The sequence below is a fragment of the Patulibacter ginsengiterrae genome, from assembly GCF_056269115.1.
The window spans coordinates 523,548-548,056 of sequence record NZ_JBWDOG010000002.1; the positions used below are offsets into that span (position 1 = coordinate 523,548).

At 73.3% G+C, this 24,509-nt stretch carries 21 protein-coding genes; 7 read left to right on the forward strand and 14 right to left on the reverse strand.

Annotation, left to right across the window (positions count from 1 at the left end; all coding sequences use genetic code 11):
• Positions 1 to 11: 11 nt before the first annotated feature.
• Positions 12 to 773, reverse strand: coding sequence for a class I SAM-dependent methyltransferase (locus tag ACVUH9_RS05840; protein WP_475754846.1), 762 nt, complete (start codon positions 771 to 773; stop codon positions 12 to 14).
• Between the two features lie 180 nt (positions 774 to 953).
• Between ACVUH9_RS05840 and ACVUH9_RS05845 the strand changes: the two genes are divergently transcribed.
• The 3 genes from ACVUH9_RS05845 (at position 954) to ACVUH9_RS05855 (ending at position 2,961) form a co-directional block, all read left to right on the forward strand.
• A complete protein-coding gene (locus tag ACVUH9_RS05845; RefSeq protein ID WP_475754848.1) occupies positions 954 to 1,772 on the forward strand; it encodes a 2OG-Fe(II) oxygenase in 819 nt (272 codons plus the stop codon).
• Between the two features lie 65 nt (positions 1,773 to 1,837).
• Entirely contained in the window at positions 1,838 to 2,080 is a 243-nt protein-coding gene (locus tag ACVUH9_RS05850; RefSeq protein ID WP_475754850.1) for a hypothetical protein, read from the forward strand.
• A gap of 38 nt (positions 2,081 to 2,118) precedes the next feature.
• The gene (locus ACVUH9_RS05855) at positions 2,119 to 2,961 is read left to right on the forward strand and encodes an alpha/beta fold hydrolase (protein WP_475754852.1); all 843 of its coding nucleotides are present in this window, start codon (positions 2,119 to 2,121) and stop codon (positions 2,959 to 2,961) included.
• A 20-nt stretch (positions 2,962 to 2,981) separates the two neighbouring features.
• Here the strand turns inward: ACVUH9_RS05855 and ACVUH9_RS05860 are convergent, their stop codons facing one another.
• On the reverse strand, positions 2,982 to 4,001 hold the full coding sequence (locus ACVUH9_RS05860) for a hypothetical protein (protein WP_475754854.1): 1,020 nt from the start codon (positions 3,999 to 4,001) through the stop codon (positions 2,982 to 2,984).
• Positions 4,002 to 4,398: 397 nt separating this feature from the next.
• Between ACVUH9_RS05860 and ACVUH9_RS05865 the strand changes: the two genes are divergently transcribed.
• Positions 4,399 to 4,779 (forward strand): arsenate reductase family protein, encoded by a 381-nt coding sequence (locus tag ACVUH9_RS05865; protein ID WP_475754856.1) that lies wholly within the window; start codon positions 4,399 to 4,401, stop codon positions 4,777 to 4,779.
• Positions 4,780 to 4,887: 108 nt separating this feature from the next.
• Here the strand turns inward: ACVUH9_RS05865 and ACVUH9_RS05870 are convergent, their stop codons facing one another.
• The 5 genes from ACVUH9_RS05870 to ACVUH9_RS05890 all read right to left on the reverse strand — a co-directional run bounded on the left by ACVUH9_RS05870 (position 4,888) and on the right by ACVUH9_RS05890 (position 10,459).
• On the reverse strand, positions 4,888 to 5,487 hold the full coding sequence (locus ACVUH9_RS05870) for a dihydrofolate reductase family protein (RefSeq protein ID WP_475754858.1): 600 nt from the start codon (positions 5,485 to 5,487) through the stop codon (positions 4,888 to 4,890).
• Positions 5,484 to 6,326, reverse strand: coding sequence for a metalloregulator ArsR/SmtB family transcription factor (locus tag ACVUH9_RS05875; protein ID WP_475754860.1), 843 nt, complete (start codon positions 6,324 to 6,326; stop codon positions 5,484 to 5,486). Before ACVUH9_RS05875 ends, ACVUH9_RS05870 begins: the two co-directional genes overlap by 4 nt.
• Before the next feature lie 100 nt (positions 6,327 to 6,426).
• Positions 6,427 to 8,595, reverse strand: a complete 2,169-nt coding sequence (locus tag ACVUH9_RS05880) for a choice-of-anchor J domain-containing protein (protein WP_475754862.1) — start codon at positions 8,593 to 8,595, stop codon at positions 6,427 to 6,429.
• A 166-nt stretch (positions 8,596 to 8,761) separates the two neighbouring features.
• Positions 8,762 to 9,229 (reverse strand): hypothetical protein, encoded by a 468-nt coding sequence (locus ACVUH9_RS05885; RefSeq protein ID WP_475754864.1) that lies wholly within the window; start codon positions 9,227 to 9,229, stop codon positions 8,762 to 8,764.
• Positions 9,230 to 9,487: 258 nt separating this feature from the next.
• The gene (locus ACVUH9_RS05890; protein WP_475754866.1) at positions 9,488 to 10,459 is read right to left on the reverse strand and encodes a linear amide C-N hydrolase; all 972 of its coding nucleotides are present in this window, start codon (positions 10,457 to 10,459) and stop codon (positions 9,488 to 9,490) included.
• A gap of 90 nt (positions 10,460 to 10,549) precedes the next feature.
• Here ACVUH9_RS05890 and ACVUH9_RS05895 point away from each other — a divergent pair, with 90 nt between their 5' ends.
• The gene (locus ACVUH9_RS05895) at positions 10,550 to 11,308 is read left to right on the forward strand and encodes a hypothetical protein (protein WP_475754868.1); all 759 of its coding nucleotides are present in this window, start codon (positions 10,550 to 10,552) and stop codon (positions 11,306 to 11,308) included.
• 98 nt (positions 11,309 to 11,406) lie between these two features.
• Here ACVUH9_RS05895 and ACVUH9_RS05900 read toward each other — a convergent pair whose 3' ends face one another.
• Both ACVUH9_RS05900 and ACVUH9_RS05905 read right to left on the reverse strand, forming a co-directional pair.
• Entirely contained in the window at positions 11,407 to 12,717 is a 1,311-nt protein-coding gene (locus tag ACVUH9_RS05900; RefSeq protein ID WP_475754870.1) for a Glu/Leu/Phe/Val family dehydrogenase, read from the reverse strand.
• Positions 12,718 to 12,799: 82 nt separating this feature from the next.
• Complete coding sequence (locus tag ACVUH9_RS05905) at positions 12,800 to 14,068, reverse strand: aspartate aminotransferase family protein (RefSeq protein ID WP_475754872.1); 1,269 nt, start codon at positions 14,066 to 14,068, stop codon at positions 12,800 to 12,802.
• Positions 14,069 to 14,435: 367 nt separating this feature from the next.
• Here ACVUH9_RS05905 and ACVUH9_RS05910 point away from each other — a divergent pair, with 367 nt between their 5' ends.
• Complete coding sequence (locus ACVUH9_RS05910; protein WP_475754874.1) at positions 14,436 to 16,595, forward strand: N,N-dimethylformamidase beta subunit family domain-containing protein; 2,160 nt, start codon at positions 14,436 to 14,438, stop codon at positions 16,593 to 16,595.
• Positions 16,592 to 17,998 carry an NAD(P)/FAD-dependent oxidoreductase gene (locus ACVUH9_RS05915; protein WP_475754876.1) on the forward strand — a complete coding sequence of 469 codons (1,407 nt, stop codon included), beginning with the start codon at positions 16,592 to 16,594 and terminating at the stop codon, positions 17,996 to 17,998. The genes ACVUH9_RS05910 and ACVUH9_RS05915 overlap by 4 nt, the downstream gene beginning before the upstream one ends.
• 52 nt (positions 17,999 to 18,050) lie before the next feature.
• Here ACVUH9_RS05915 and ACVUH9_RS05920 read toward each other — a convergent pair whose 3' ends face one another.
• The 5 genes from ACVUH9_RS05920 to ACVUH9_RS05940 all read right to left on the reverse strand — a co-directional run bounded on the left by ACVUH9_RS05920 (position 18,051) and on the right by ACVUH9_RS05940 (position 24,505).
• Entirely contained in the window at positions 18,051 to 19,850 is a 1,800-nt protein-coding gene (locus ACVUH9_RS05920; protein ID WP_475754878.1) for an ABC transporter ATP-binding protein, read from the reverse strand.
• Positions 19,847 to 20,689: an ABC transporter permease gene (locus ACVUH9_RS05925; RefSeq protein WP_475754880.1), complete on the reverse strand. Its 843-nt coding sequence runs from the start codon at positions 20,687 to 20,689 to the stop codon at positions 19,847 to 19,849. The genes ACVUH9_RS05920 and ACVUH9_RS05925 overlap by 4 nt, the downstream gene beginning before the upstream one ends.
• On the reverse strand, positions 20,689 to 21,678 hold the full coding sequence (locus ACVUH9_RS05930) for an ABC transporter permease (protein ID WP_475754882.1): 990 nt from the start codon (positions 21,676 to 21,678) through the stop codon (positions 20,689 to 20,691). The genes ACVUH9_RS05925 and ACVUH9_RS05930 overlap by 1 nt, the downstream gene beginning before the upstream one ends.
• On the reverse strand, positions 21,675 to 23,303 hold the full coding sequence (locus ACVUH9_RS05935; RefSeq protein ID WP_475754884.1) for an ABC transporter substrate-binding protein: 1,629 nt from the start codon (positions 23,301 to 23,303) through the stop codon (positions 21,675 to 21,677). The genes ACVUH9_RS05930 and ACVUH9_RS05935 overlap by 4 nt, the downstream gene beginning before the upstream one ends.
• Positions 23,304 to 23,581: 278 nt before the next feature.
• Positions 23,582 to 24,505 carry a beta-keto acid cleavage family enzyme gene (locus ACVUH9_RS05940; RefSeq protein WP_475754886.1) on the reverse strand — a complete coding sequence of 308 codons (924 nt, stop codon included), beginning with the start codon at positions 24,503 to 24,505 and terminating at the stop codon, positions 23,582 to 23,584.
• Between the last annotated feature and the right edge of the window lie 4 nt (positions 24,506 to 24,509).

Below are 24,509 nucleotides of genomic sequence, written 5' to 3' on the forward strand. Positions count from 1 at the left end.
CGCAAACCCGCCTAGCGACACTGCGCGAGATAGAGGTCGGTGCGGTACGGGATCGTCACCGCACCGGCGTCTCCAACGAGCGTCAGCACGTCGTCGAGCACCGCTCGACGACGATCGGCCTCGAGATTGGCGATCCAGCTCCACGAAGCGACCTGCGCGACGAAATCGGCCGGTTCCAAGGTCTGCGTCTGCGCGAGCTCGACGTGGACGAGCCCACCGAACCGTTCGGTGCGGTCGAAGCCCTCGCGCCAGGTCCCGTTGGCGGCCGGGTAGTCACCCGCCTCGCGCCTGTGGCGGGCCACGAACGCGCGGAAGTCGTCGAGCCAGGGCGTCGTCTCGGACGACCATGTCGCGACGTTCCAGAGCAACGCCACTCCCCCAGCGGGCTTCAGCACGCGCGCGATCTCGTCCGTAGCGGCTTCGGTCGCGAACCAGTGGAACGCTTCGCCGACGACGACCGCATCCACAGCGGCATCATCCAGCGGTATCGCCTCCGCCGCCCCGGGCAGCACCGTCACGCCCGGCAACTCGGCGGCCAGCCGCTCCCGCATCTCGCGAGAGGGCTCGACGGCGATCGTCGCCTCCACGCGGGGCTGAAACCGACGCGACAGCTGTCCCGTCCCGGCCGCCAGGTCCAGCACCCGACTCGCTCCCGACAACGAGAACTCGTCGACGATCCTGTCGATGGCTGCCGTCGGATACCCAGGGCGGCCACGCTCGTACGCGTCCGCCACCGACGAGAAGCCGGATGCTGCACGCGGATCGATGCTCATCGAACCACCGTATTCGCTACCCCCAGCGTTCGCGCACCGGCGGTTTGAGGACGTCCGCACCAAGCCGGTCGATCCCCTTCTTCGCACCGCGCCCGGTCGCCCGAACGACCACGACGACCCGCAGGAGTCACCCAGATCGACGTCTCACGTTCTCGCGCCTCTCGGCGTCTCACCCCTACCGTGCCGCTGAACGCCTCCGAGACCCCCGCTCCCGCGCCGCCGGACACCGCCCGGCGAACGGCGAGGAAGGACATCGCCGATGATCGGCCCGACATCTTCGGCTCGACATCTGACGCCGTCACCGCCCGCATCGGCCGGTTGGACTGGGACGACCTGGCCCGCCAGCTGGATGAAAACGGCTTCGCCATCACGCCCGAGATCCTCACCGAGGACGAGTGCGTCGCGCTGGCGGACCTGTTCGAGAGCGACCGGTTCCGGTCGACGATCGAGATGGCCCGCCACCGCTTCGGCGACGGCCGCTACCGCTACTTCGCCCACCCCCTTCCCGATCCGATCCAAGCCGCGAGGGTTGCGTTCTACGAGCGCCTCGCGCCGATCGCCAACCGCTGGGCCGCGCTGCTGTCGGGCGAGAACACGACGTTCCCGCTCACCCACGAGAAGCTCCTGGAGCGCTGCCACGCGGCCGGACAGGACCGCCCGACCCCGCTGATGCTCCGCTACCACGCCGGCGACTGGAACGCCCTGCATCAGGACCTCTACGGCGACGTGTCCTTCCCGTTCCAGGTCCTCACCGTCCTCTCCGACGCCGAACGGGACTACGACGGAGGCGAGTTCGTGCTGATGGAGCAGCGCCCGCGCGCCCAGAGCCGCGCGCACGTCCTACGTCCGGCGCGGGGCGCGTTCGTGATCTTCCCGACCCGCGAGCGCCCCAACCGCGGCAAGACCGGCTACCACCGCGTCGGCTTGCGCCACGGTGTCTCCACCGTCACCGCCGGTACCCGCACGGCGCTGGGCGTCATCTTCCACGACGCCAAGTAGCAGTCGACCTCACGAAACCGACCCCGGCCGCGTCTCACCACCACCCTCGAGAAAGCGGCCTGACCATGTCCTGGACCACCTACAGCAGCCCCCTCGGCGTCCTCACGCTCGTCGGATCCGATCGCGGCCTGCGCAACGTCTTCTACCCCGACCTCGTGCCGATGCTCGACCCCGACTTCAGGGATCCGCGCGTGTTCGCCGCGACGACCGAGCAGTTCGACCGGTACTTCTCCGGCGACGCCGAGACCATCGACGTACCGCTCGAGCTCGAAGGCAGCGAGTTCCAGTGCCGTGCGGGGCCGGCGTGATCCCCAACGAGCCGCACCACGCCGGTACGCTCGCGCAGGTGACCTCTCTCGACGCGTGGTGGGCGGGCGGACGGCGCCTGAACGACGGCATCTTCACGCGCGCCGACGGGGAGGCGGACGCCCCGACCGTCACGTGGCTGCACGGCTTCCCGACGTCCTCGTGGGACTGGGTGCCGTTGCACCAGGCGCTCGGTCCGGGGCGGCGGGACGTGACGCTCGACTTCCTCGGCTTCGGGGCCTCGGCCAAGCCGCGCGGGCACGACTACCGGCTCGTCGAGCAGGCCGACCTCGTCGAGGCGGCGTGGCGCGCCCACGGCGTCGGCGAGACCGCGCTCGTCGCGCACGACTACGGCGTGTCGGTCGCGCAGGAGCTGCTCGCGCGGCGTCGCGACGGCACCCTCCCGGCGACGCTCACCGAGGTGACGTTCCTGAACGGCGGCATCTTCCCGCACCTCCACCGCCCGATCCGGATCCAGAAGCTGATGGCGGGGCCGTTCGGCCCCCTGCTCGCGCGCCTGACGTCCGAGCGCCGGTTCAGCGATGCGCTGCGGGAGGTGATGACCGTCGATCCCGGAGACGCCGAGCTGCACGAGCACTGGCGGGCCTTCAGCCGCGACCACGGCAACCGCAACGCCGACCGCCTGCTCGCCTACATCGCCGAGCGACGCGTCCACGAGGCGCGCTGGGTCGGCGCGCTGGTCGAGGATGACCTGCCGAAGCGCTTCGTCTGGGGGCCCGAGGACCCGGTCTCCGGCGCGCACGTGCTTCCGGAGATCCACGAGCGGCTACCCGGCGCGGAGCTGCACGTCCTCGACGGGATCGGCCACTACCCCCAGCTCGAGGCGACCGACCGCGTCGCCGCCGCGTTCGCCGAGACGTAGGGCCCCTGCGTCACGCGAGCTCAGCCGATGTCGACCTCCAGCAGGAACCGCGGACGATCCCGCTTCCGCGTCAGCCGCGCCCTCCTCGCGCCCTCGAGTCGCAACACCACGCCCCAGGTCGGGATGTCCTCGGGCCGGATGATCCCGACGACCAGCCCGCGCAGCACCACCTCGACGCCGCCATCGAGCTGTGGCGAACGGCCCCGCAACTCGGCCTGGAGGCCAACCCGACCGTCGACGGGATCGCCCGACGACTCGAACACCTCGATCAGATGCTCCTCGACGTCGGGTGCGAACGCCACCGGCGCCCACCACCCCGCGCCCTCGCCCTGGGAGGCCGCCCGCACGGCCCCGATCGCCGAGCGCAGCTTGCGCGCCCCGAAGCGCAGCTGCCACCAGACCGGCTGCTCGGCGACCTCGCGACCCCAGCCTTCGTAGAACTCCAGCCGGATCGTGTCCTCCGCCGTGCGATCCCGAGCGTGGGTCGCCGAAAGCGGCAGCGGCTCCGGGGCATCGGGCAGCGCATCGACGCCAGCGATCACGACCTGCTCCAGGCGCTCGGCGAACGGCGCGAAGCCGGGATCCGCCGCGACGCTCGCGATCGTCCCCGCGGCCCGCAGCCTCGCCATCGCCTCCGGACCGCGGCCGCACGCCGCCAGCATCACCGGCACGTCCCACGCGAGCACCTCGGGGTCTTCCCGGCCGATCGCCTCGGAGGCGCTGAGCCAGGCGTCGAGGTTCGCGTGCTCTCGCGCCCACGGCTCCAACACCCTCGTCGTGTAGCTCAGGACGTCGGAGACGACGGACGAATAGTCCTGGGCGCCCCGGAACTGGCGCTGCTCAGGCTTGTTGCCCGGGACCTCGAACTCACGCGCCGCGCTGATGCCCAGCCCGCCGTTGACCCCCAACCGCTCGGCCAGCTGCTCGGCCGCGGGCAGCGTCACTTCTCCGTGGACCATCACGACGTGCCGCATGCCGCGCTGCCACGGCGAGAGCTCGATCGTCTCACGATCGAACCACGTCGCTCGGAGCTTCGCCACCCACCCGCCGTCGAGCGACAGCGTGAACGTTCGGAAGGCGGAAGTGCCGCCCGGTGGCGGTCCGGGCGGTCCCTGGCCCCGCCATCCGTACGACCCGAGGGCGTTCTGCAGGGTGCGGGCGAACTCGCTCGGGCGCGTCACCTGGGAACGCCTGGGACGGCGGCAGCGGGCCGAGGCCCGCGAAGGCGAGGGCGCCGGACAACCGGCTTGCCTGCTCGGACACCCATCCGAACGGACCGAGATTCCCACGCACGCAACGGCGCCCCCTCAGACGTCGACCATGCCCAAGCCACAGGGTGACGCGAGCCCCTCTCGCTCAACCTACCGCGCGAGGGACGTCAACGTCTCTACGCCAGCATCGGGCTCCGCCGCCTCCCCCGCACCTAGGATCTGCTCCGTGACGCTGACCCTGATGCACAACCCGCACTGCCCGACCTCGGTGCACGCGCTGGATGCCCTCACCGATGCCGGCCACGACGTGACCGTGCGCAAGTACCTGCTCGTCGCCGAACGGCTGTCCGAGTCCGAAGTGCGGTCGCTCGCCGAGCGCGTGCAGGGCGATCCGGTCGACGCGCTGATCCGGCGCGACAAGAAGTACCAGGACCTCGGACTCGAGGCTGACGGCCTGCCGCTCGACGAGGTCGTCGCGATCCTGCTCGCGCACCCGGCGCTGCTGCAGCGGCCGATCCTCGACGACGGCACGAACGTCGTGATCGGTCGCCCGCGCGACCGACAGCGTGCGTGGGCGGCAACCGGGAAGGCCGTCGTCGAGGCGTAGACGATCGCCCGGAACCGCGGCGTGGCGCAGGCCTGAGGCGATCATCTCGGCGAGCTGCGCCTCGCGACCGGCGAGGCCGGCGGCGCCTGAGGACGCCGCCGCCGAGCGCTAGCGGGCGCGGTCGTAGACCAGCGCCATCTCCCCCAGCTCGCCCACCTCGTGGTGCGCGAGCGTCCACTTCGACGCCGGCAGGCCGTCGTCGAACAGCCGCGGTCCGCCCCCGGCGATCTCGGGGCAGACCATCAGGTACAGCCGGTCGAGCAGATCTGCCGAGAGCAGCGCCTTGGTGATGCTCGGGCTGGTGTTGACGAGGATGTCGCCCTCGCCGCTGGCCCGGAGGTCGGCGACGACGTCCGCCGCCGGGGCGTTCACGATCCGGGTGCGGTCCCACGGCGCTTCGGTCAAGGTGGTCGAGAGCACCACCTTCTCCGTCTCGACCAGCCACTTCGCGTATCCACGATCGCGCGGGTCGGCGTTCTCGTCCTCGGCGACCGGCGGCCAGTACCCCAGGAATCCCTCGGCGTTGCGCCGGCCGAGCAGCACCGTCGTCGCGCCCTGCCAGATCCGGGTGAGGTGGTCGCGCGTGACCTCGGTGGTCGCGTAGGGGACGATCGCGCCGATGTCGGCGGGCCCGCCGGGTCCGCTGTAGCGCCCGTCGAGGGTGAGGCCGATGTTCGCCGTCACCCGGCGTTCGGAGGAGTTGGTCATTGGACGTCCCTTCGCTTCGTGTGCGCGGCCTTGGTGGCGCGCGGAGCACTGCCGACGGCGTCGGCGAGGTTGTCGAGCACCTGACCCCAGCCGGTCTCGATCCCGGCGATGTACGGGACCGCCTCGACGGCGGTGTCGACGATGCGCAGGTCGAGCCGCAGTCGGGTGCCGTCCGGGACCGCGGCCAGGGCCAGGTCGTAGTGGCCGGTGAACGAGACCGCTCCGGCCGCGTCCAGCACCGACAGCTCGAACGCGAGCTGCTCCGGCTCCTTCGCGGCGTGGACCCGTCCCGCCGAGCGGTAGTCCCGCCCCTCGGCGTCGCGGTAGTCGAGGACGACGCGACCGTCCGGCTTCGGTTCGAGCACGCACTCGGTGACCGTCATCGACGGCGGAGCCCACCAGGACGCGAGCAGGTCCGGGTCGACCCAATGCCGCCAGGCGACGTCGCGGGGCGCGGCCAAGACGCGCTCGAACGAGAAGCGACGTCCGTCCGCCCACCGTTCCCGGTCCGCGACCGCGGCTTCCGCTTCGATCGCGGCGCGGTAGCGGGCGATCACGTCGCGCTCACCCCCGTGCGCCTCGGTCGCCTCGACGAGTTCCGCCACCCCACGCTCGAAGGCCTTCAGCGGCGCCGCCTCGAGCGCGTAGACCCGACGCTGCCCGAGCGGGAAGACCGTGACGAGGCCCGCACGGCCGAGGGTCTGGAGGTGCTTGGTCGTCTGCGGTTGCCGCAGGCCGGTCAGCTCGGCGAGCTCGCCGACGGACCGGGGCCGCTCGGCGAGCAGCTCGACGATCCGCCAGCGCGCGCCGTCCCCCAGTGCCGATGCCACCTGCTCCATGGGGCGAAGTATTCACCAGACCGTATATTCGTGTCAAGGAATACATTTGCGCCGCTGGGGGCTGGGGCCCAAGCGAGCCCCAGCTCCTCCGCCTACCCGCTCAGCCGCGGGGCACCAGCACCGGCAGGCTGGTGAAGCGGGTCCCCTGCCGGATCCGGTAGGCGAGCAGCGGAGCGTCGCCGGTCGGCGGCGCGAGGACGACGCGGAAGCGTCCCGAGCGGTTCGATCGCAGCGACCGGCCGGCGAACCCGCTGGTCCCGCAGACCGGGGTCGCCGTCACCCGCATCGTGGTGGCGCGGCGGACGCCGAGCAGGCGCCCGTCGACGACGACGCGGCCGTCCGCGAGCACCCGTCGGCGGAGCACCACGACGCGGCGCTTCGCCTTGAGCGCGCTCGTCCGGACCGCTCCCAGCACCAGCCGGTAGCGCGCCCGGTCGCGGGCCGCCCGGCTGCGCGGCGCGGTCACCCGGGCCTCGATCTCCCCCGCCGTCCCGACCTGCACGCTGGCGATCCGGCGACCGTCGCGCTGGACCTCGACCTGCTCGCCGGCCAACGCGCGGGCCGCGACGCCCGTCAGTTGCACGCGCGGTGCGCGAGCGGTGCCCTGCTGCTCGATCCCGATCAGCGCCACGAACGGGCTCTCGCAGGTGGTCGGGAGCGGAGCGGGCTGTGGGTTCGGCTGTGGGGTCGGGTTCGGCTGCGGCTGGGGCGCCGGCTGCGGACCGGGCTGCCGGTCCGGCGTCGCGGGCACGGTGATCGCGACCGACGACCGCGGTGCCTCGCTGTTGCCGACCTCGTCGACGCTGAAGTAGCGGATCCGCTCGCCCGCCGCGAGCCGCGGCGGGTCGGCCGGGTCGTAGACCGGGCTCGCGACCGTCGGCAGCGCCGGATCGGTCCCGACCGTGAAGTGCGTCGCAGCCACGCCCGACTGCCCGTCGACCGCCGTCAGCACGGCCTGCTGCCCCGGCGCCGTCTCGGCGGTGATCGCGTCGGTCGTCGTCGGCGAGGTCGTGTCGACCCGCACGACCGGCGAGATTCGCAACGCCTCGTCGTTCCCGGCGGCGTCGACGCTGAAGTAGCGGATCCGCTCACCGTCCTGCAGCACCGGCGGAGCGGCCGGGTCGTAGACCGGGCTCGCGACCGTCGGCAGCGCCGGATCGGCGCCGACCGCGAAGTGCGTCGCCACGACGCCGTTGGCGTCGCTCGCGGCAAGCGTCACCGTCGGTGGCTCGGCCACCCAACTGCTCGGGACGTCGTCGGTCGTCGCCGGCGCCGTCGAGTCCTCCACGTACGTCGGGCTCGCCGACGAGCACGCCGATGTCAGGCTGACACGCTCGTCGGTGGCGGTGGCGTAGACGGTCGTCGACGCGTCGTTGGCGACCGCTATCGCGAGGCCGTCGGCCAGGCCATCCCCGCTTCCGCTGGCGAGCGGCGTGCCGGTGCAGGTCGCGTTGGCGTAGATCCGGACGGTCGTCGCCGGATCGGCGGCCCCGACGACGCGCGGCTGATTGTCGTTGGCCGGGGAGCTCGGGGAGAACGACGCGAGCACCGGCACGGGCGGCGGCGCGTAGTCGCCCGAGAAGGCGAACGTGTCGACGCCGATGTAGTCGCTGTTGATTCCCTCCGTCCCGCCGTTGGGGACGCTGTAGTGGAAGCCGAAGCAGCCGGTCGCGCCTTCGGCGGGCAGCCCGGAGAGCGTCGCCGAGACCTGCGTCCAGGTCGCGGGATAGCCGTACGCCTGCAACGTCGGGTTGATCGTCGTCAGCAGCTGGGTGAAGTCCCCGGGCACGCCGGCCTGCGTCCCCGGCTGGCAGCTGCCGTTCGTCGACAGCCGCAGCTCGAGCCGATCCGCGTAGCCGCTGCCGGTGCCCCGGGTGAAGAACGAGACCGTCTGGCCGTTGGCCAGGAGCAGGCGCGGGCTCGACATCCAGTTGCTGATCGTGCCGTGCTCCGTCGTGCTCATCGAGGACACGGCGACGTACGAGCCGGCCGCGCCCTGGTGCGCCGAGAAGACCCCGGTATTGCCGAACGCCCACCCGACCAGCGGGCCGTGCGGCTCCGAGCGGTTGATCGTCCCCCATGCCTGCACCGGACCAGGGGTATCCACGAAGTCCTCGCTGACCGCCGCGGTCGCGACGGCCGCGGTCGAGCCCGCCAGCCCGACCGCGGCGCCCACCGCGAGGGCGAGCCGCAGCAGGCGGTCGGCCCGTGGTCGGGTCGACCGGGAACGGACGACGGTGGAACGGCAGGGATCTGGTTGAACGGTCACGCAGGGTTCCTCGGTCGTGTCCGGCCCACGACGGGCCGGCGGGAACGGGCGATCCTATGCGGGGCCCGCTCCGGCGCGCACGCAATCTCCACGGAAGTCCTGTACGCATCTGCGCCGCTCCGGTGGGGAGCCCACCGAGCATCGTGGCGCAGCCCTGCGGCCGCGCTCAGCGGGGAGCCGGTCCAGCTGCGGGGGCGGACGGCGGGCGCTGGCCGACGACGGCCGCGGCGGCCACCGCGAGGGCGGCGACGACCGCAGCGGCCAGCGCCACGTAGCTCGCCCCGAGGGTCTTGAACGGAATCACGCCCCAACTCGGCACCGACACGTTCAAGACGGCGACCGCCACCAGCGCGAGGCCACCGGCCACGGCGTAGCGCCGTGCCGCGCGCGATCGGTTCGGCCGCACCAGCAGGGAGGCCGCCACGCCCGCGACGGCCAACAGGCAGAGCAGCTCGAGGATCGCCGGATACAGGAAGAGGAACGCGTCCGCGATGAACGGCCCGCTGCGGTCTCCCCGCTTCTCGCCGAAGTAGACCTCGGGCCGGTACGTCGTCAGGAAGTCCTCGCTGTAGCGGCCCTGGGCGCGCGGCCGGAACATCGTGACGAACTCGACGATCGTGGCAACGATCGCCACCCCGGCCAGGACCCGCGTCGGCGCGGCCGCGGCCGTCGACGACGGCCGTCGGATCCCGAGGGACCGGGGGCGCGGGTGGCGGGCCCCAAGACCGTGATCATCGTGGTCTCCTCGGCCTGGCACGTTCGCGGGGCGAGCCTACGCGCTATGTCGGTCGTCTACCCACAGGCAGGCCGGTGCGACGACCGATCGCACCTCATCTGGAACGCCGACGGCCTCAACATCCACGACCAGCGTCCGACGGGACGTGCACGAGCCTCAGAACGCGACGGCCGCCTCCACGTAGCGGCCCGAGACGTCCCCGGAGAGCTGGATGTCGTCGGGGTCGAGGACGAGCACGGGCGCGCCGGGCGAGAGGTCCAGCTCGCCGAGCTCGGTCCAGATCACGTTCGGGCTGGTGGTCAGCTCGAAGAAGTAGCGGCGGCTGGTGAGGTCAGCGACCGTCCGGTACTCGGTGTTGTAGATCCCGAAGTCGTGGTACGGCGCCCCGAACGGGACCGAGACGTTGCGCATGATCGAGAGCACGCTCGCCGCCGCCTCGCGCTCGCTGCGGGGCTCCGGCAGCAATGCGCTGTAGTACGCCGCCCGCTGGAAGCGGTCCCGGGGGTTGACGTTACCCGGCAGCGGCAGGTCGCTCGACGGGTGCGCGAAGTCCTGCTCGGCCAGCAGCGCCAGCTGCTCGTCGTAGGTCGGGTCGTTGGTCATCAGGGTGAACTCGCGCCCGTGGTGGACGACCGGGACGCCCGTCTCGTACTCGATGATCGCGGAGTCGCCGTCGGCGTCCTCGATCGCCAGGTGGATGGTCGCGTCGTGCCCGTTGGCCGAGACCATCGCCGGCTGGAACGTGTCGAGCAGCGCGACGGCCTCGCCGACCGTCGCCGCGGCGTCGAGCAGGTACTGCGTCAGCAGCCCCATCTGCAGACCGGGCCGGCTCGGGTCGCGCTCGCCGACGTCCGTCGACTGGAGGTAGAGCGCGTGCGCCGCGAGGCCCCGCTCGTTGATCCCGTCGACCGATCCGATCCCGTAGATGCTCGTGACGAGGCTGCCATAGCGGCTCGTCCACTCCAGCGCCTGCCCGGCAACGGCCCGCTGCCCGCCGACCAGGCCGCCGTCGCGCTCGCGCCCGCGCGGGAAGACCGTCAGCTTCGGCTGCGTCGACTCGGGCCAGTCCATCGTCCGGCCGGAGATCACGGTCAGCTGGTTGCTGTTCCACAACACGCGGGTGCACATCGGTGGATCCTCGCGCATCCGGGAGGTCTCCGCCGGTCCCGCAGATGCATCTGCATCGTGCGCGCAGCAGACACGGCTACGCTCGCCCCCGTGCCCCTCGCCAGCTCCCCTCGACGACCAACCGGGACGCCCGCAGGTCCGTCGATCCGGCCCCTCGCGAAGGCCGTCGGGCTCGGCCTGATCGTGCTCGGGCTGCTCGTCCCCGCGACCAGCGACGGCGCGTCGGCCAAGCGACGAGCGACGCCCTACGGGACGGCGGCCGCACGCTGCACGCCACCGGCCAAGCAGACCCTGATGGCGAGTGACGAGGTCGTCGTCTACGTGCAGGGGCCGCAGGATCGAGAGCGGTACTACGCCTGCCGTCGCGGCTCCCGCCAGCGGATCAAGCTCGGGGAGATGGAGATGTCCGACGTCTCGATCAGCTCGTTCAACGCCAGCGGACGCTACGTCGCGTTCTCCCACTACGGCTGCCCGCGCAACGCCGAGCCCGGATGCAGCGGCTTCCTCCGGATCGTCGACGTCCGCCGGCGGAAGGTCCGGCTGACCTGGGAGCTGCCGTCGGGGTCCTACGGCTCGCCCTCGAGCCTCCAGCTGTCGGAGACGGGCGCCGCGGCCTGGACCCTCGTGACCTACCCCACCGGCCTGTCGGGCGGACCGCTGACCTCGCTCTACGCCGCGCCCGCCGGCGGCAAGGTCGCGACCCTCGACGCCGGCGGCGACCTCGAGTCCGCCTCGGTCGCGCTCGCGTTCCGCCCGACCGCGCCGCCGGTCGACGGGCAGCCGCCGACCTACGGACCGATCGTCTACTGGTTCAAGGGCGGCGTGCCGCAGTCCGCCCCGCTCCGGTGAGCCACCGCCCTGCCGCAGCCGACCGGCCTCGGCGCTTCCGGGTCCTCGGCCGCGACAAGCCCGGCGCGGACTCCGCGGACTGCGCGGCCGGGGCGGCCCTACGGATAGATCCCGCGCGCCCGGCCGGCCGCCGCGACGCGCTCCACCGCGACGGTCATCGCTGCCGTCCGCCAGTCGAGGTCGCCGACGCGACCGGCCTCGAGCACCCGGACGGTCGCGTCGCGCATCAGGTGCCGCAGGCGCCGGTGTACGTCCGGGGTCTCCCAGGCGTACCGCTGGAGACCCTGCACCCACTCGAAGTACGAGACCGAGACACCCCCCGCGTTGGCGAGGATGTCCGGGACCACGCGGATCCCGCGGCGGGCCAGGATCTGCTCCGCCTCCTGCGTGGTCGGGCCGTTGGCCGCTTCGACGACGAGCTCGCAGTCGATCCGCTCGGCGTTCGCGGCCGTGATCTGCGTCTCCAGCGCCGCCGGGATCAGCAGGTCGCAGGGCACCTCGAGGATCGTGTCGCGATCGACCCGGTCGCCGACCGGGCACCCGTCGAGCGTGCCGTGCTGCTGGGCCCAGCTCCGCAGTTGCGCGACCGGCAGCCCGCCGACGTCGACCAGCCCGCACGCGGCGTCGGCGACGCCGACCACGGACGCGCCGCGCTCCTCGACCGCGGCGGCGACCACCGCGCCGACGTTCCCGAATCCCTGGATCACGACCCGCAGGCCCGCCATGCTGCGCCCCAGGTCCTCGAGCACCGCCTCCGCCGCGTAGACGACCCCGAGGCCGGTAGCGGCCGCTCGCGCCTCGATGCCGCCGATCGCCTCCGGCTTGCCGGTCACGACCTCCGGCACGCTGTAGCCGACCTGCTGGGAGTAGGTGTCCATGAACCAGGCCATCTCCCGCTCCCCGGTCGCCAGGTCCGGGGCCGGGATGTCGCGGTCGGGACCGATCACCGGGATCAGGTCGCTCGCGAAGCGGCGTGTCAGCCGCTCGAGCTCACCGACCGACAGCGTCGCCGGATCGCAGCGGACCGCGCCCTTGGCCCCGCCGTAGGGGAGCCGCAGCAGCGCGCACTTCCAGGTCATCCACATCGCCAGCGCCGCGCACTCCCCCATCGACGCCTCCGGCACGTAGCGGATGCCGCCCTTGGTCGGGCCCATCGTCAGCGTGTGCTGCACGCGGTAGCCGGTGAACGACCGCACGTCGCCGTCGTCCATCCGGACCGGGAAGTTGACGGTCAGCGCCCGGCGCGGCTGGGCCAGCCGCACCCGCGACTCGTCGTCCAGGCCGACGACCGCCGCCGCCTGGTCGAACTGGGCGACCGCCATCCGGTGGAGCGGGGTGCTCCACTCCGTCCCCGGATCCGGATGCTCGACCGCCCCGGCGGTCTCCCGGCGTTGCTCGCGCACGCTCATGCGGCCGGCCCGTGGACGATCGCGTTCTGGGGGCCCGAGCGCCCGGCGGGCCGCCCGTCGCCGGAGGCCGGCCTCACCACGCTCATGCGCGCGCCATCGCCGCGTCGAGACGCCCGAGCGCCTCGTCGACCAGCGACTCGTCCATCACCGTCGTCACGTTGAGCTCGCCGCGCGGGGCGATGTAGACCCCTTCGGCCAGCGCCTCGAGGTGGAAGCGGGCCAGCATCGGGCTCCCCGGGTTGAGGTCGGCTCCCGTCCGCGGCCGCTCGTCGACCTCGAAGTGGACCTGGACCAGCGAGCCGTCCTCGGTCACGTGCGCCGGCACGCCGTGGCGGGCGACCGAGGCCCGCAGGCCCGCCGCCATCCGCGCGCCGAGGGCGTTGTTGCGGGCGATCGCCGCGGCGTCGAGCAGGTCGACCGAGGCGACCCCGGCGGCCATCGCGAGCCCGTTGCCGTTGAACGTCCCGTGGTGCGAGATGCCGTACTCGGTCCGCGGGTCGAAGAGCGCCATCAGGTCGGCACGGCCACCGAAGGCGCCGATCGGCAGGCCGCCGCCGATCAGCTTGCCGAGCAGGGTCAGGTCGGGCGTCACCCCGAACTCGCCCTGGTAGCCCCCGTGACGCAGGCGCAGGGTGACGACCTCGTCGAGGATCAGGAGCGCGCCGCAGCGGTCGGCCTCGCGTCGCGCCGTGACGAAGAACTCCCGTTCCCCGGGGATCACCCCTGCCCCGAGCATCGGCTCGAGGATGATCGCGGCGACCTCGTCGCCGTGCTCGCGCATGACCGCTTCCAGCCCGGCCGCGTCGTTGAACTCGACCCAGCGGATCGTGTCGTCGACGGCGCTCGGGACGCCGCTGCCGGGACCGGGACGCGTCGGGGGCGTGCCGTCCCACGAGCCGTGGTAGCCGTGGCTGGCCTTGACGATCGTCGTCCGGCCGGTGGTCACGCGCGCGCAGCGGACCGCGTGCATCGCCGCCTCGGTCCCGGAGTTGGTGAACCGCAGCTGCTCGATCGAGGCGATCCGGGAGCAGAGCCGCTCCGCCAGCTCCGCCTGGTCCTCGATCGGCGACGGGAAGATCATCCCGCGCTCGGCCGCCCGCGTGATCGCCGCGGTGATCGTCGGCTCCGCGTGGCCGTGCACGAGCGAGGTGTAGTTGTTGACCAGGTCGATCAGGCGGTTGCCGTCGAGGTCCCAGATCAACGCCCCGTCGCCGCGGTCCAGCGTCAGCGGGTACGGCGCGAAGTACGTCGCGGTGCGGGTGTTCGCGCCCGGCATCGACCGGGTCAGGCGCTCGAACGACGCCTTCGAGCGCGTGGTCGTGGGCCGCACGGAGCGGGTCGTGTCGCTCATGCGGTCAGCCCCCGATCCGGTGCGGTGCCCGGTTGCTCGATCGGCGCTCGCCGGGTCGCGTCGGTGGTGCCGTCGGCTGAACGTTCATGCCTCGAACCTAGGCTCGTGGCGGGCCGTCCCCTACGGGCATCCGTCACAACGTCGGCCCGATCACCGCACGATTGTGCGAGGCGGCGCGGGTCCCGGAAGGCGGCCCGGCGGCGGCGCTCGCCGCTCCGCACGTCTGTCCCAGATCGGGCTCCCGGGTGCGACAGCTGTGCCTATAGCCACCGACCGGGCACGGCTAGCGTCGCGACATCTCCACGACCCGTGCCCCCACTCCACCTCCGACCCGCTGGCCGAACGCCGCCGGTGCCGAGGGCCGCACGTGAGTCGCCCTCCCGCCTTCGGGGCGTTCCACGAGCATCCGCTGACCGGCTACCTCGATCGGGACGAGCTGGCCCCGGGCGAGCAGCTGGTCGTGCGGGCCTCGGGGCCGGTCGGCCCGGCCCGGCTGCGCGTGCTCCGCGCCGGAGCCCCCGAGGCAAGCTCCCGGCCGGGCCCCGGCTTCGGCGAGCAGGCGCTGGCCTGGGGTCCGCCCGACGCCGTCGCGCTGGAGCCGCGCGGCCTGCGGTCGGGCTCGTACCTGGAGGTCACGCCGGCGCCGACCTGCGCGGGCGCCTTCACGTTCGCCGTCTGGTGCCGCCCGACCCTGCTGCGCGGCGGCTGGCACGCGATCGCCGCGGCGGGCGAGGCGGGCGCACCCTCGTGGGGGCTGTTCGTCTCGGCGGCCGGCGTCGTCAGCGCGATGATCCACGACGGGATCCGCGCCCGCTGGTGCTCGGGCCGGCAACCGCTCGCGCTCGACGACTGGCGGCTGCTCGCGCTCGTCCACGACCCGGACGCCGGCACGCTCTCGCTGCTGCAGGCCGGTCGCGATCGCGACGAGCCGGTCCAGGTCGACCGCGTCGGGAACGCCGGCCGCCCCTGCGGTTCCGCGGGTCATCTGCTGCTCGGCGCGCAGCTCGACGCGACGGGCTCCGCCGCCGGGCACTTCAACGGTCGCCTGGCCCGCCCGCTCGCGCTCGACCGGGCGGTCGCGCCCGACGAGCTGCGGGCCGTCGTCGCCGCCCGCTCCGACCCGCGGCTGCTCGCCGCCTGGGCGCTCGAGGACGACGTCTCCGCCGTCCGGGTGCGCGACCTCGGGCCGGGCGGCTTCGACGCCCGCGCCCACAACGCCCCGCTGCGGGCGGTCGCCGGGCCGACCTGGGCCGGCCGCGACAGCCGACGCTACGAGGACCGCCCCGGCGACTACGACGCGATCCATCTGCACGACGACGACCTCGACGACGCCGACTGGCCCGTGACGGCCACGATCGAGGTCCCCGACGACGCGCGGCCGGGCATCCATCTGGCACGGATCACCACCGCCGACGACGCCCTCTGCCTGCCGTTCGTCGTGGTCGGCGGCACCGCCGATCGGCGGCTCGCGTACCTGGCGCCGACGCTCTCGTGGCAGGCCTACGCCTCCGACCGTCCGGCCCACGAGCAGGCCGACGACGGCGCCGTCGACAGCGTCGGGGCGCTCTACGACCTGCACGACGACGGAACCCCTCGGCACCTCTGCAGCCGCCTCCGTCCGACCCGCTCCGGGGCGCCGGAGCACGGCTCCCGTCCCTGGGGCGCCCACACCCTCGCCGCCGACCTGATGCTGGTCGGCGGACTCGAGGCGCTGGACCTCCCGCACGCGATGCTCGCCGACCGGGCGCTCCACGACCGCGGCTCGTCGCTGCTCGCCCGCTACCGCTGCGTCGTCGTCGGCCCGCACCCGGAGTACACGACCGCACCGATGCGCGACGCGCTCGACGCGTACCTCGCGGGCGGCGGCCGGATCGTCTACCTCGGGGGCAACGGCTTCTACTGGGTCACCTCGCTGGATCCCGCGCGACCCCACCTGATCGAGGTCCGCAAGGGCGGCCAGGGCGAGGTCGACGCGAGCTTCAAGGTCCGCGCGGGCGAGTCCCAGCACCAGACGACGCTCGAGGACGGAGGCACCTGGTGCGAGAGCGAGCGCCCGCCGCGGGCGCTGGTCGGCGTCGAGTTCTCCGCCAACGGCCACGCCGACGGCGACGGACGGCGCGGCTTCGTCCGCCGGCCCGCCGCCGCGGACCCACGGCACGCATGGGTCTTCGAGGGCGTCGGCCCCGACGATCCGCTCGGCGCCTACGGCGCCAACCTCGGCTCGGCCGTCGGCTACGAGATGGACGCCGTGACCGCCTGGACCTGGAGCCCGGAGCAGCCGGCACCGGTGCTGCTCGCCCGCTGTGCCGACGACGGCCTCTACGGCCAGCGGCTCGTCCCCCGGGCCCCGGTCTCCGACATCGCCCTTCGCGTCCTCCCGAACGGCGGCGCGACCTTCGCCGCCGGCTCGGTGACCTGGAGCGGAAGCCTGCAACACGACGGGTTCGACAACGACATCGCGCGGATCACCGCGAACGTCGTCCGTCGATTCGTCGACACCCCCGCTGGAGAGCCCGTGAGCGCATGACCCGCACCAAGATCCCCGCGTCGATCACCGACGCCAAGCCGATCCCCTTCTGGCTCGACGTCCCGGAAGCTCCGCCCGTCCGGCCACCGCTGACCGCCGACCTCGACTGCGACCTGCTGGTCGTCGGCGGCGGCCTGACCGGGCTCTGGAGCGCGCTCCTCGCCAAGCAGGAGGACCCCGACCGCGACGTCGTGGTGCTCGAGCGGATGACCGTCCCCGGCGGAGCCTCGGGGCGCAACGGCGGCATGCTGCTGGGCTCGTTCGTCGACGAGCGCAAGCTCAGCGGCTTCCCCGAGCAGGAGGCCGGGCTGCTGGCGATGGGCGCCGACAACCGGGCCGAGATCGAGCGCACGATCGAGCGCTACGCGATCGACTGCGACTACGAGAACCGCGGGCTGCTGCTGACGGCGACCACGCCGGCCCAGGTCGAGCGGGCGCGGGCGATCCACGCCGCGGCTGTCGCCAGCGGACGACGCTCGACGTTCCACGACGCCGACGCGCTCGCCGAGCGACTGCGCGGCGTCGGCCTGCTCGGCGGCGTCGAGCAGCCCGACAGCTCGGCGATGGCGAACCCGGCCAAGCTCGCCCGCGGCCTCGCCCGCGCCTGCGAGCAGCTCGGCGTCCGGATCCACGAGCAGACGCCGGTCTCCGCGCTCGAGGACCGCCCCGAGGCGCTCACCGCCGTGACCCCGCGCGGCCGCGTCCGCGCCCGCCAGGTCGTGCTCGCGACCTACGCCGCGCCGTCGCTGGTCCCGCGCCGCGTCGAGCCGTGGCGGATCCTCGTCTCCTCGCGGATCCTGATGACCGAGCCGCTGCGTCGCGAGCAGCTCGCCTCGATCGGCTGGGACGGACGTCAGTGCGTGATCGACCTCGACGCGCACTATTACTACTACCGCCTGACCGCCGACGACCGGATCCTCTGGGGCTTCGGCGACGCCGCGCTCCAGCGGAAGGGCGTCGCCCACGACGAGATGGCCGGCAACCTCGAGACCTACGCGCGGATGGCGGGCGACTTCCGGGCCCGCTTCCCGTCGCTGGCCGCGGTCGGGTTCAGCCACCGCTGGGGCGGGGTCGTCGACACCGGCAGCCGCGCCGCGCCGTTCTTCGGCACCACCCACGACGGCCGCGTGGCCTACGTCCACGGCTACGCCGGCGGGGCGGCCGCCAGTCGCGGCGGGGCGGTCGTGATGCTCGACCTGCTCGCGCGACGGACCGGCAGCTACTCGTCGCTGCCGATCGTCGCCGGCGGGCAGCACGGCCGTCCCGGGCTGCGCCGTTACCCGCCGCAGCCGCTGCTCTCGCTGGGGATGCGGCTGGTCGCACGGGCGGCCGACCGCAGCGAACGCCGCGGACGGCGGCACTGGCTGCTGCGCGTGCTCGCGCGGCTCGGCTACGCGGTCTGACCCGCGGGGGGCGCTGCGTTCCGGGCGACCGTCGCCGGAACGCAGCGCCGGCTCAGGCCTGGCCCGGTGCGGCGACCGCCCGCGGACCCAGCCGCGGCGCCGCACCCAGCAGCGTGCGGGTGTAGTCGTGCTGCGGAGCACCCAGCACCTGGGCGGTCGTGCCGGACTCGCGGACGCTGCCGCGCTCGAGCACGACCACCCGGTCGGCGATCGCGCTGACGAGCGCGAGATCGTGGGTGATGAAGACGATCGCCAGGCCGATCTCGCGGCGCAGGTCCTCGAGCAGCTCGACGACCGCCGCCTGGACGGACACGTCGAGCGCCGAGGTCACCTCGTCGCAGACCAGCAGCTCCGGGCCTGCGGCCAGCGCTCGGGCGATCGAGACCCGCTGGCGCTCTCCCCCGGACAGCTGCGACGGATACCGCGTCGCGAGCTGCCGCGGCAGGCGCACCAGCTCGAGCAGCCGCTCGGCCTCGGCCCGCGCCGCCAGCCGGTCCATCCCCTGGAGCTGCCGGCAGGGCCGGGCGACGGCGTCGCCGACGGTCGTCCGGGGGTTGAGCGACGCATCGGGGTTCTGGAAGACGATCTGGACCCGTCGCCGTTGCTCGCCCGTCCGCCGCGCCGCGCGCCGCGGCAGCGGCTGGTCGCCGAGCACGATCCGGCCGGCCGACGGCGCGTGCAGCCCGAGCAGGCAGCGGGCGAGGGTCGTCTTGCCGCTGCCGCTCTCGCCGACCACGGCCAGGCACTCCCCCGGCCAGACCTCGAGCGAGACGCCGCCGAGGATCTGGACGTCGCGGTACCCCGCCTCGAGGGCCTCCACGCGGAGGACGGGATCGCCGGTCGGCTGCGAACGCGGCACGCGCGGAGCGTCGGCGACCCGCGGCGGGAGGTCCGCCCAGCGCAGGCAGCGCACCTCGTGCCCGACCGCGACGGTCTCCAGCGGCGGCGGCGCGACCGTGCAGCGGTCCTCGACGCAGGGGCAGCGTGGCGCGAAGCCGCAGCCGGCCGGTCGCTCGCGCAGGGTCGGGGCCACCCCGGGGATCCCGGTCAGCTTGGTCGTCACGTCCATCCGGGGGACGGCGGCGACCAGCGCGCGGGTGTAGGGGTGACGGGGCGCGTACAGGACCTCGTCGCGGTCGGCGCACTCGACGATCCGCCCGGCGTACATCACGGCGATCCGGGTCGCGACCTCCGCCACCACCGCGAGGTCGTGGGTGACGTAGAGGAACGCCGCCGCCCGGTCGTCCCTAAGGCTGACGATCAGGTCGAGCACGTGCTTCTGGGTGACGACGTCGAGCGCCGTGGTCGGCTCGTCGAGGACCACCACGTCGGGATCGCAGGCGAGCGCCATCGCGATCGCGACCCGCTGCTGCTGCCCGCCGGAGAGCTGGTGCGGGAACCGTCGCCGGAAGTCGCGGTCGTCGGGCAGCGCCACGCGCCGGAACAGCGCCGGCACCACGTCCCCGGAGGCGTCGAGCCCGTGGACCTCGCGGGCCTCCGCGATCTGGTCGCCGACGCGGTGCGACGGATTGAGGGCGGAGGTCGGGTTCTGCGGGACGTAGCTGACCCGCCGACCGCGGGCCGCGCGCAGCTCGGTCGGCCCGAGCGCGGTGATCTCCAGGCCGTCGACGACGACGCTGCCGCGCTCGCGCTCGACGCCCTCGCGGCGATACCCGAGCACCTCCAGCGCGAGCGTCGTCTTGCCGGCCCCCGACTCGCCGACCAGGGCGAGCAGCTCGCCCGGCCGGACGGTCAGCTGCACGCCCTCGACGATCGGGGCGGTCGAGCCCTTCAGGGTCAGGACGACGTCGTCGACCCGCAGGGCGGGTCCGGTGTCGGTGGTCGTGCTCATCGGGCGGCCTTTGCGGTCTCGATCGTGGTCTTGACGTCCAGCTGGACGCCGCGCCGGCGGACGATCCCGTCGGCGATCAGGTTGCCGCCCACGGACATCAGCGCGATCAGCGCGACGGGCAGCAGCACCGGCCAGGGGTTCTCCAGCAGCCCGATCCGGTTCTCGGCGGCCATCAGGCCCCAGTCGACGGCGGGCGGTGCCTGGCCGAGGCCGAGGTAGTTCATCGACGCCGCGAGCAGGATCGCGCCGGTGAAGCGGATCCCGACGTCGGCCAGGATCACGTCGACGATGTTCGGCAGGATCTCCCGCCGGATCACGTAGGAGGTCGACTCCCCGCGCGCGGCGGCCGCTTCAACGAACGGCCGCGACGCGACCTCGAGCGAGGCCGCCCGGACCAGCCGGGCGATCCCCGGGACGAAGACGATCCCGACCGCGCCGATCAGCAGCAGCTGGCTGGCCCCGGCTCCGGCGACCAGCAGCAGCACGAGGATCACCGGCGGGAACGCCTGCAGGACGTCGACGGGCCGCATCAGCAGCGGGTCGAAGAGCGCCTGCCGGTAGCCGGCGAGCAGGCCGATCGTGATTCCGAGCGCGTAGGCGATCAGCGACGCCGCGACCCCGACCACGACCACGCTGCGGCCGCCGGTCAGGACCCGCGACAGCACGTCGTGGCCGAGGTAGTCGAGCCCGAGCCAGTGGTTGCCGTCGGGGGCCGCGAACGGCCGCCCGAAGATCGACGTGGTGTCGTGCGGGGCGACGAACGGCCCGATCAGCGCCACCAGCAGGACGACCAGCGCCATCGTCCAGCCGACGCGAGAACTGCGGAACAGACGGAGCATCAGCGGGTCCGCAGCTTCGGGGTCAGGAAGACGACGAGCAGGTCGGCGACGATGTTGAGGCCGACGTAGACGACGGCGACGAACAGCGCGCAGGCCTGGACGACCGGGAAGTCGCGCGTCGCGACCGCCTGGATCAGGGCGCTGCCGATCCCCGGGTAGTTGAAGACGATCTCGGTCACCACGATCCCCCCGACGAGGTACTGGAGCGCGAGCGCGATCACCGGCACCGCCGGGATCAGCGCGTTGCGCAGGGCATGGCGGCGCAGGACCGCGCTCTCGGGCACGCCCTTGAGGCGCGCCATCTGGACGTACTCCGCGCGCATCGTCTCCATCACCCCGGCCCGGACCAGCCGGGTCGTCTGCGCCAGGCTGATCGTCAGCAGGGTCAGGATCGGGAGCACGAGCTTGCTCGGCTCGCTCAGCGGGTTCTGGCCGACCGCGTACAGCGAGACCGGCGGGAACAGCCCGAGCTGGAGCGCGAGCAGGAAGATCAGGATGCTGCCGGCGACGAACTCCGGCAGCGCGATCGCCACCAGCGAGGTCGACATCACCACCCGATCGAAGCGGCGGCGGGGCCGGGCCCCGCTGATCGCCCCGAGCAGCAGCGCCAGCGGGACCAGCAGCGCCGCGGTCACCAGCGCGAGGATCGCGCTGTTCCCCAGCCGCTCGCCGATCACGTCGGCGACCGGCTGGCGGCTCTGGATCGACGTCCCGAGGTCCCCGCGGGTCAGATCGCCGGCCCAGTTGAGGTAGCGCTCGGCCGGGGGCCGGTCGACCCCCAGCTCCTGGCGGACCTCGGCGAGGTTCTCCGGGGTCGCACCCTTGCCGAGCGCGGCGACCGCCGCGTCGCCCGGCAGCAGCGACGTGGCCGCGAAGACCACGACCGAGATCACGCCGAGCATCACCGCTCCGGCGAGGACCCGCCGGAGCGCGTAGCGCGCGAGATGGTGCTTGGCCGGCGACGAGCGGCCCCAGCGCAGGACCGTCACGCCACGCTCACGGCCCGGAAGTCGTACGCCCCGAGCGGGTAGGTCGGCCGGTCGGAGATCCCGCTGACCTTCGCCGAGGTCGCGTCGAGGTACTCGGAGTCGGACCACTGGACGTAGCCGCCGTCCTCCCAGAGCGCGCTCTGGAGGTCGTGGTAGATCGCCTTCTTGCGGGCCGGATCGTCGGTCCGCTGGGATTCGACGTAGCGCTTCTGCCAGGCCGCGCCGGGCAGCTGGGTCTCCGCGAACGGGGCCCCGGTCGCGAGGCCGAGCCGGAAGAACTGCGGCAGGGCGATGTCGCCCCACGCCGACTGCCCGAACGGGTACGGCCACTGGGTGCCGAAGTACGAGTCGCTCGTGAGCTTGCGCAGCTTGACCGTCAGGCCGGCCTGGCTGGCTTGCTGGGCGAACGCGGTCGCCGCCTCGAGCATCCCCGGGGTCAGGTCGGACGTGACCAGGGTGATCGGGGTCCGGCCGATCCCGGCCTTCTTCAGCAGCGCCTTCGCCTTGTCGAGGTCCTGCTCGCGCTGCGGCAGGTCGGCCGCGAAGAGCGGCTGGCCCTGGCCGTAGAGGTCGTTGGCGATCTTGCCGCGACCGGAGAACGCCGACTCGACGAGCTGCTTGCGGTCGACGATCAGGCGCAGCGCCTGACGGACTCCGGGGCGGTCGAACGGTGCCTTCGAGCCGAGCGTCGTGAACGGGACGATCGAGTTCGACTGCCGGGCGATCGCGCGCACGTTCGGGTTGCGCTCGAGCTGCCCGAACTGGGCCGGGGCGACCCGCTCGATCGCGTCGACCTGGCCGCTGAGGAGGGCGTTGAGCCGGGCACCGGGATCGGGGATCACGGTCAGCTCGAGCCGGTCGATCAGCGGCTGGTCGGGGCCCCAGTAGTCCGCGAACCGCTCCCAGACGATCTGGCGGCCCATGTTGACCGAGACGACCTTGAACGGACCGGTCCCGATCGGCTTGGTCTTGAAGCTCGCGTCGGTGGCGCCGTCCTGGACGACCTCGGTCAGCGCGAACGCCAGCGGCATGTCGCTGTCGGGACGGTCGAGCCGCAGCTCGACCGTCAGCCGGTCGAGCTTCCGAATCCGGTTCGGCTTGAGGGCGGAGTAGAACGAGGCCCGGCCCGACGCCGTCTTCGGATCGAGGATCCGCTTGAGCGAGTAGATCAGGTCGTCGGCGGAGAGCTTGCGGCCGTCGTGGAAGACGACGCCGTCGCGCAGGCGGATCGTCCAGGTCCGGAAGTCCGCGCTCGGCTCGATCGACTCGGCCAGCCGCAGCTCGGGGGTGTGGTCGCCCCGCAGCGCCATCAGCGTGTCGAAGGTGTTGGTGCGCCGGCACCCGTCGGCGTCGACCGACTCGCGGGCCGGATCGAACGTCCCGGCCGCGGAGTCGTAGGCGATCGCGAAGCGGAAGCGTCCGCCGGCCTTGCCGGTCGTCGCGACGGGCTTGGTCGAGCTCGCGGTGGTCGTGCCGCTGCTCCCCCCACCGCAGGCCGCGAGGAACGCGGGAGCGGCGAGCAGGAGCCCGGCCGCGGCACCGCGCTTGAGGACCGTGCGGCGGTCGATCGCGGCGCCGAAGCGGGCAGCGGAGGTCGGTGGCGCTGCGTCAGCGTCGTCGTGCATGAGCGGTCCCCTGTTGCGGAGTGTGGACGGCCGGCCGAAGGCGGACCGCGTACTGTCGACGGCCCGCCGGGCGGCGGACCGGATGCTGTCGGCGGCTCACCGGGTGGCCGACCGAATGCTGCCGACAGTCTGACCGCGGTCGGCCGCCGCGACCTGCGGCAACCGTCCGAAGTCCGGGGTCCGGTTCGGACACCTGTGGGAAGCGCTCGGGCCGATCACCGGATCGCCGTCGGCGTGGGCGCCGACCCGGTCACGGACCCGGTCGACGCGGCGGCGGATCAGCCGTGCCACGGTCCGAGCTCGCGGCGCAGCTGGTCGGGCGTCGCGATCGGCCGGCCGATGATCTCGGCGAGCGTGACGGCGGCGCCGACGAGCTCGGCGTTGCTCTCGGCCAGCTGCTTGCGTCGCAGCCGCAGGTTGTCCTCCAGGCCGACCCGGCAGTCCAGGCCGCGGCCGAGCCCGGCCGCGGCGCAGCGGAACTCCATCGGGTAGCCGGTCGCGGCGACGCCGAGCGCTCCCAGGTCGTCGCCGAGCAGCCGCTCCGCCGCCTGGGCCATCGCGAACAGGTCGTCGAGCCCGTTGCCGACGCCACCGAACACGCCGAGCACGAGCTGCAGCCGGATCGGCCCCTCGATCGTGCCCTCGTCGAGCAGGAACTTCGCCAGCGCGATGTGGCCCATGTCGTAGGCCTCGATCTCCGGCGTCACCCCCAGCTCCCGGAAGGCCGCGGCGAACCGTCGGACCGTCGAGAGGGTGTTGACGAACTTCCCCTCGCCGGCCGCGGCGACGATCTCCCGCTCCCAGTCGCTGGCGACCTCCGGCGAGCGGCCCGGGGTCGGGAACAGCTCGTAGCTCATCGTCGCGACGTTGAGCGTGGCGATCTCCGGTCGGGCGGCCTCGAGCGCCGCCAACCGGTCGCGCTCGGCCATGCCGGGCGTCCCGCCGGTCGAGAAGTTCAGGACCACGTCGCAGCGGGCGCGGATCCCGTCGGCGATCTCCGCCAGCAGCTCCGGCCGACCGGACGGGCGCCCGTCCTCCTCCCGGCCGTGGAGGTGCACGCAGGTGGCGCCGGCCGCGGCCGCGGCCACCGCCTCCTCGACGATCTGGTCGGCGCCGCAGGGGATGTGCGGGCTCTGGCTCGGCAGCACGTCGCCACCGGTGATCGCCGCGGTCAGGACCGCGGGCTCATAGGTCGTTCGCATGGGG

Bases quoted from the DNA above. Each gene is read 5' to 3' on its own strand.
- ACVUH9_RS05890 (WP_475754866.1), bottom strand. From the start codon at position 10,459: ATGTGCACCCGCGTGTTGTGGAACAGCAACCAGCTGACCGTGATCTCC.
- ACVUH9_RS05935 (WP_475754884.1), bottom strand. From the start codon at position 23,303: ATGCACGACGACGCTGACGCAGCGCCACCGACCTCCGCTGCCCGCTTC.
- ACVUH9_RS05870 (WP_475754858.1), bottom strand. From the start codon at position 5,487: ATGACCAACTCCTCCGAACGCCGGGTGACGGCGAACATCGGCCTCACC.
- ACVUH9_RS05940 (WP_475754886.1), bottom strand. From the start codon at position 24,505: ATGCGAACGACCTATGAGCCCGCGGTCCTGACCGCGGCGATCACCGGT.
- ACVUH9_RS05900 (WP_475754870.1), bottom strand. From the start codon at position 12,717: ATGAGCGTGCGCGAGCAACGCCGGGAGACCGCCGGGGCGGTCGAGCAT.
- ACVUH9_RS05905 (WP_475754872.1), bottom strand. From the start codon at position 14,068: ATGAGCGACACGACCCGCTCCGTGCGGCCCACGACCACGCGCTCGAAG.
- ACVUH9_RS05925 (WP_475754880.1), bottom strand. From the start codon at position 20,689: ATGCTCCGTCTGTTCCGCAGTTCTCGCGTCGGCTGGACGATGGCGCTG.
- ACVUH9_RS05915 (WP_475754876.1), top strand. From the start codon at position 16,592: ATGACCCGCACCAAGATCCCCGCGTCGATCACCGACGCCAAGCCGATC.
- ACVUH9_RS05850 (WP_475754850.1), top strand. From the start codon at position 1,838: ATGTCCTGGACCACCTACAGCAGCCCCCTCGGCGTCCTCACGCTCGTC.
- ACVUH9_RS05840 (WP_475754846.1), bottom strand. From the start codon at position 773: ATGAGCATCGATCCGCGTGCAGCATCCGGCTTCTCGTCGGTGGCGGAC.
- ACVUH9_RS05920 (WP_475754878.1), bottom strand. From the start codon at position 19,850: ATGAGCACGACCACCGACACCGGACCCGCCCTGCGGGTCGACGACGTC.
- ACVUH9_RS05875 (WP_475754860.1), bottom strand. From the start codon at position 6,326: ATGGAGCAGGTGGCATCGGCACTGGGGGACGGCGCGCGCTGGCGGATC.